This is a genomic window from Acidovorax facilis (genome assembly GCF_023913775.1).
GTDB classification, from domain to species: Bacteria; Pseudomonadota; Gammaproteobacteria; order Burkholderiales; family Burkholderiaceae_C; genus Acidovorax; species Acidovorax facilis.
In genome coordinates this window covers 1-5,594 of the sequence record NZ_JAMXAX010000214.1, presented here as the reverse complement: position 1 = coordinate 5,594, position 5,594 = coordinate 1, and the positions used below count along the sequence as shown (strand labels likewise).

Sequence of the window (5,594 nt, the reverse complement as noted above, 5' to 3'; positions counted from 1 at the left end):
CTGCGAGCGGCCACACCTATCGCTGAAAATGCAAACGCCCGATGCGGTGCATCGGGCGTCGTTGGCCGGATAGTCCGGCTGCAGTTTTAAACCGTCCTGGGTGTCAACGCTATTCAGGACGGGTCAATGGCCCAAAGGCCGCGTCGGACGGTGTCAGCGCAGCTGAGGTCCAGCCACGGCCAGTGACTTCACGGCGCCCACACCAATCGCCGCGCCAAAGCGCTTGACAAGCCGTTCCGCCACATTGTCGCGGCGGGTGTAGTCGATGATGTCTTCGACCTTCACCACCTCGCGGGCCACATAGTCCAGGTTGCCCAGCTTGTCGGCCAGGCCCATTTCCACGGCCTGCTGGCCGGTCCAGAACAGGCCACTGAAGGTGTCGGGCGTGGTCTTGAGGCGGTCACCACGCCCGGCTTTCACCACGGCAATGAACTGCTGGTGGATCTGGTCGAGCATGGTCTGCGCGTAGGCACGCTGCTTTTCGGTCTGCGGGCTGAACGGGTCGAGGAAACCCTTGTTCTCGCCAGCGGTCAGCAGGCGGCGCTCCACACCCAGCTTTTCCATGGTGCCGGTGAAGCCAAAGCCATCCATCAGCACGCCGATACTGCCCACGATGCTGGCTTTATCCACGTAGATGTCGTCGGCTGCTGCGGCAATGTAGTAAGCCGCCGAGGCGCAGGTTTCTTCAACCACGGCGTAGATCGGCTTGTTGTGCTTGGCCTTCAAACGAACAATTTCGTCATTGATGATACCGGCCTGCACCGGGCTGCCGCCGGGGGAGTTGATGAGCAGCACCAGGGCCTGCGAGCCTTCGTCCTCCAGTGCGCTGCGCATGGCGGCCACCACGAACTCGGCACTGGCCTCGGCGCCGCTGGCGATCTCACCTTTGATGTCCACCACCGCCGTATGGGGCATGCTCTTGCTAGCGCTGGGCGATGCCTGGCGCAGGGCCGCAAAGGCAACTGCGGCAATCAGCACCAGCCATGCCAGGCGGAAGAAGATCTTCCAGCGGCGGGCGCTGCGCTGTTCTTGGAGGGCGGAGAAGGCCAGCTTTTCCAGCGTGGCGCGCTCCCAGCCGGGTTCACGCGATGAGTCGCTCACAGATGCTCCTGAATTTGTAGCTGCTTGCGCCCACAGGTCGGGCGCGGGATTACTTTTTGGGTCAAAACCCGAAGAGCCGGGCTGCTGGGGGTCTGTCATGTCGTACGTCCTGGGCACTGCAACACTGCCGCCCGCGCACCGCGCTGGCTGGGACCAGGCGACAGCACATAAGGGTAATTCATCTGGATTTTCTAGAACTCTACGGGTTGCAGGTTGTAGGCAGTATGCCAGTGCACCACACCATCGCTTTCGGACAAAGCAATTTTCACCAGCCCGCCGCGGCACGGTCCGCCCGCGCATTGGCCGGTGCTCGGCAGGTAGGCGGCCCCGTGGGTGGCACACAGCAGCCAGTGGCCCGTGTCGTCAAAAAAGCGGTCCGGCTGGTAGTCCATCTCCATGGCCACATGGGTGCAGCGGTTCAGGTAGGCATGCGGCAGGCCCTGGTAGCGGATCGCAAAGGCCCGGCAGGTCTGACCTGCGTACTGCACATCAAACGGAACCGCCAAGCCCCCATCGACGAGGTCGGCACTGTTGCACAGCGCAATGGGCTGATCGGGTGGTGTGGTCATGGGCTCGTCCCGCTCCAATATCCGGCGTCACGCGTTGTGCAGCAGCCAATCGTGCAGCTCGCGCACCGAATGCACGACCGCCAGCGGCTGGAGCGCGTGAAAGGCGTCGGGCTCATGGGCGCCATAGCTCACCCCCACGCTCGCACAGCGTGCGTTGACCGCCATCTGCAGGTCGTGGGTGGTGTCGCCAATCATCAGCAGGCGCTCCGGCGCCACGTCAAATTCGGCCATCAGCTCCTGTAGCATCAGCGGGTGCGGCTTGCCAGCGGTCTGGTCGGCGGTGCGCGAGCCGTCGAACACGCCGCGCAAGTCCACCGAGTGCAGCGCATCGTCCAGCCCGCGACGGCTTTTGCCCGTGGCCACGGCCAGCAGGTGGCCGCGTTCACGCAGGTCGTTCAGCAGGGGCAGTACGCCGTCGAACAGGCTCAGGTCGTCCTGGTGCTGGATGTAGTGGAAGCGGTAGCGGTTGCCCAGCTCGGTGTACTTTTCGGGTGGCACATCCGGCGCCGCATGGGCCAGGGCCTGCATCAAGCCCATGCCAATCACATAGGCCGCCTCTTTGTCGGTGGGCACGGTGCCACCCACGTCACGCACCGCCGCCTGGATGCAGCGCACGATGATGGCGGTGGAGTCGAACAGGGTGCCATCCCAGTCAAAGGCGATGAGGTCGAAGCGGCGCGGACGGAAGTTTTTGGCAGACATGGAGGGGGTTCTTCGCGCAGGATCGTCAGGCAGGGGACATAAAATCAGCCAGCTCGGGGGGCAGCTCGGCAATCAGCTGCACACGCTCGCCCGAAGCGGGGTGATTGAACTGTAACCGCCATGCGTGCAGGAACATGCGCTTCATCGAGAGCTTCTGAAGGCGCTTGTTGAGGTCAAAGTCGCCGTATTTGTCGTCCCCGACGATGGCGTGGCCCTGGCTGGCCAGGTGCACACGAATCTGGTGGGTGCGACCGGTCTTGATGGTCACCTCCAGCAACGACATGGCGGGCAGGCCCTGCGCAGCGCGCGCGGGCACGGTGCTGCGCACCTTGACCAGTGTGATGGACCGCATCCCATCCGGGTCGTCGGCCGTGGTCACACGCACGCGGCGCTCGCCGTCGGCCTGCAGGTATTTGTGCAGGGGCAGGTCGATGACTTTTTTGTTGGCAGGCCAGGTGCCAGTGACCAGTGCCAGATAGGTCTTTCCCGTTTCTCGCTCGCGGAACTGGTCCTGCAGGTGGGTAAGCGCTGACCGCTTCTTGGCCACCAGCAGGATGCCCGAGGTGTCGCGGTCCAGCCGGTGCACCAGTTCCAGGAACTTGGAAGCCGGCCGCGCCTGGCGCAGCTGCTCGATCACGCCAAAGCTCACCCCGCTGCCGCCATGCACCGCCACGCCAGCAGGTTTGTCGATGGCGATCAGGTGCTCGTCTTCGAGCAGGATGGGGAATTCGCGTGCGGGCGCCGGGCGCTCGGCCTTCTCGGCCACCTTGTCTGAAATTCGAACAGGAGGCAGGCGCACCACGTCCCCTGCTTCCACGCGGGTGTCGGCACTCACGCGGCCTTTGTTGATGCGCACCTCGCCGCTGCGGATGATGCGGTAGACATGCGTTTTAGGCACACCTTTCAAGTGGCGTATCAAAAAGTTATCGAGCCGCTGGCCGGCGGAGTCAGCATCCACTTCCACCAGACGGGCTGCGGGAAGCCCCCCAGGGGCGGCGGGCGGTTTGGCCCCTATAATGTGTTTCACCTGCGCGTTGTTATGTAAGTGGTTGATTTGTCTGGAGTTTAGTCCACACAGCCCTTGCCCCTCGTGCAGGCAGGTCGATGCCAGCGGGCGTCGTGCGCGCAGATTGCAGGCCAGATGCCTGTGGTGGCCAGCACGCCGTGCGGCGGGCTGACAGATTGAAACACTGATACGGAATCCCCCAAGCTGGCAGATGTTCCCTACCCGGGCGCAGCCTGCCAGCGGATCAAAGCGAGCATGTGGTTGTTGATGGCATGGATGGTGACCCTGTGGCGGAGGCTGCGGCCTTTGGCTGCATGCTCAAAATCGCCCTCAGCGCACAGCCAGCAAGCGCAATCAGCTACTCTTTTGCTAGCAAAACTGCGTTCCTACCACTCGCCCCCATCCACGCGCCCCTGCCTCCCGATGCTGCGCTAGAGCGCAGCAGATCATTGGCATCCCCGGCAATTCCCTTCGTTTCGATGCGTCAGTCCAGGCATTCACAGCTCCTGTAGAGCTTGTTGTATTGGTTTGGAAACTGTGGGCGGCAGCCCGCGCAGCCCTCCCTGTGGGTCAGGTTGGTTGCACCGCTGCCGTCCGCGAAACACTGAAGGAATCGCATCATGAAGCGGATGCTCATCAACGCCACGCAGCCCGAAGAACGGCGCCTGGCCATCGTCGACGGACAAAAACTCCTCGACTACGAAATCGAAATCGAAGGGCGCGAACAGCGCAAGGGCAACATCTACAAGGCCGTCGTCACGCGCGTCGAGCCCTCGCTGGAAGCCTGTTTTGTGGACTACGGCGAAGACCGCCACGGCTTCCTGCCGTTCAAGGAAATCTCGCGCAGCTACTTCACCCCCGGTGTCTCGCCCAGCCAGGCGCGCATCAATGAGGTGATCAAGGAAGGCCAGGAGCTGCTGGTTCAGGTTGAAAAGGAAGAGCGCGGCAACAAGGGCGCGGCCCTGACCACCTTCGTCTCGCTGGCTGGCCGCTACGTGGTGCTGATGCCCAACAACCCCCGGGGCGGTGGCGTTTCGCGCCGCATCGAGGGCGAGGACCGCGCCGAGCTCAAGGAGGCGATGGATCAGCTGGAATACCCGAACGGCATGTCCATCATCGCGCGCACCGCCGGCATCGGCCGCACCGCGCCCGAGCTGCAGTGGGACCTGAACTACCTGCTCAAGCTGTGGAACGCCATCGACGGCGCCGCCAAGGGTGGCAAGGGCGCCTTCCTGATCTACCAGGAATCGTCGCTCGTCATCCGCGCGATCCGCGACTACTTCAACAACGACATCGGTGACATCCTCATCGATACCGACGACATCTACGAACAGGCGCAGCAGTTCATGGCGCACGTCATGCCCGAGCATGCCGCCCGCGTGAAGCGCTACCGCGACGACGCCGCCCTGTTCAGCCGCTTCCAGATCGAGCACCAGATCGAATCGGCCTACGCCCGCACCGTGCAGCTGCCCTCGGGTGGCGCCATCGTGATCGACCACACCGAAGCGCTGGTGTCCGTGGACGTGAACTCGGCCCGCGCCATCAAGGGCGGCGACATCGAGGAAACCGCCACCCGCACCAACCTGGAAGCTGCCGACGAAGTGGCCCGCCAGATGCGCCTGCGCGACCTGGGTGGCCTGATCGTGATCGACTTCATCGACATGGAGGAGAGCAAGAACCGCCGCGAAGTGGAAAACCGCCTGCGCGACGCGCTGCGCCAGGACCGCGCCCGCGTGCAGTTCGGCACCATCAGCAAGTTCGGCCTGATGGAAATGAGCCGCCAGCGCCTCAAGCCCGCCTTGAGCGAAGGCTCGTCCATCCCCTGCCCTCGCTGCGGCGGCTCGGGCCACATCCGCGACACCGAATCGTCGGCCCTGCAGATCCTGCGCATCATTCAAGAAGAATCGATGAAGGACAACACGGCCGCCGTGCACTGCCAGGTGCCGGTGGAAGTGGCCTCGTTCCTGCTGAACGAGAAGCGCACCGAGATCGCCAAGATCGAACTCAAGCAGCGCGTGGCCGTGCTGATGGTGCCCAACAAGACGCTGGAAACCCCCAACTACCGCCTGGAGCGCCTCAAGCACGACGACCCGCGCCTGGACCACATCGAAGCCAGCTACAAGCTCGCCGAAGAAGTGGAAGACCCCACGGCCGTGACGCGCCGCTCGCAAGAGCCCACCAACAAGCAGACGCCGGTGATCAAGGGCGTGTTGCCC

5 protein-coding genes are annotated in these 5,594 nt (G+C 63.7%); 1 reads left to right on the top strand and 4 read right to left on the bottom strand.

Going from position 1 to position 5,594, the window contains the following annotated elements; translation table 11 throughout:
* Nucleotides 1–153: 153 nt before the first annotated feature.
* The 4 genes from NFX52_RS29170 to NFX52_RS29155 form a co-directional block, all read right to left on the bottom strand.
* Complete coding sequence (locus NFX52_RS29170; RefSeq protein WP_055395309.1) at nucleotides 154–1,200, bottom strand: S49 family peptidase; 1,047 nt, start codon at nucleotides 1,198–1,200, stop codon at nucleotides 154–156.
* A gap of 92 nt (nucleotides 1,201–1,292) precedes the next feature.
* The gene (locus NFX52_RS29165) at nucleotides 1,293–1,670 is read right to left on the bottom strand and encodes a Rieske (2Fe-2S) protein (protein ID WP_055395307.1); all 378 of its coding nucleotides are present in this window, start codon (nucleotides 1,668–1,670) and stop codon (nucleotides 1,293–1,295) included.
* A 27-nt stretch (nucleotides 1,671–1,697) separates the two neighbouring features.
* Nucleotides 1,698–2,372, bottom strand: coding sequence for an HAD family hydrolase (locus NFX52_RS29160; protein ID WP_055395306.1), 675 nt, complete (start codon nucleotides 2,370–2,372; stop codon nucleotides 1,698–1,700).
* Nucleotides 2,373–2,397: 25 nt separating this feature from the next.
* The gene (locus NFX52_RS29155; RefSeq protein ID WP_055395304.1) at nucleotides 2,398–3,399 is read right to left on the bottom strand and encodes an RluA family pseudouridine synthase; all 1,002 of its coding nucleotides are present in this window, start codon (nucleotides 3,397–3,399) and stop codon (nucleotides 2,398–2,400) included.
* 599 nt (nucleotides 3,400–3,998) lie between these two features.
* On the opposite strand from NFX52_RS29155, the gene NFX52_RS29150 reads away from it, so the two are divergent.
* The coding region (locus NFX52_RS29150) for an Rne/Rng family ribonuclease (RefSeq protein WP_252635958.1) at nucleotides 3,999–5,594 on the top strand (1,596 nt) is incomplete at its 3' end.

What these genes read in the sequence shown, in the direction of transcription:
- NFX52_RS29170 (WP_055395309.1), bottom strand. Translation starts at nt 1,200, where the DNA reads ATGACAGACCCCCAGCAGCCCGGCTCTTCGGGTTTTGACCCAAAAAGT.
- NFX52_RS29165 (WP_055395307.1), bottom strand. Translation starts at nt 1,670, where the DNA reads ATGACCACACCACCCGATCAGCCCATTGCGCTGTGCAACAGTGCCGAC.
- NFX52_RS29160 (WP_055395306.1), bottom strand. Translation starts at nt 2,372, where the DNA reads ATGTCTGCCAAAAACTTCCGTCCGCGCCGCTTCGACCTCATCGCCTTT.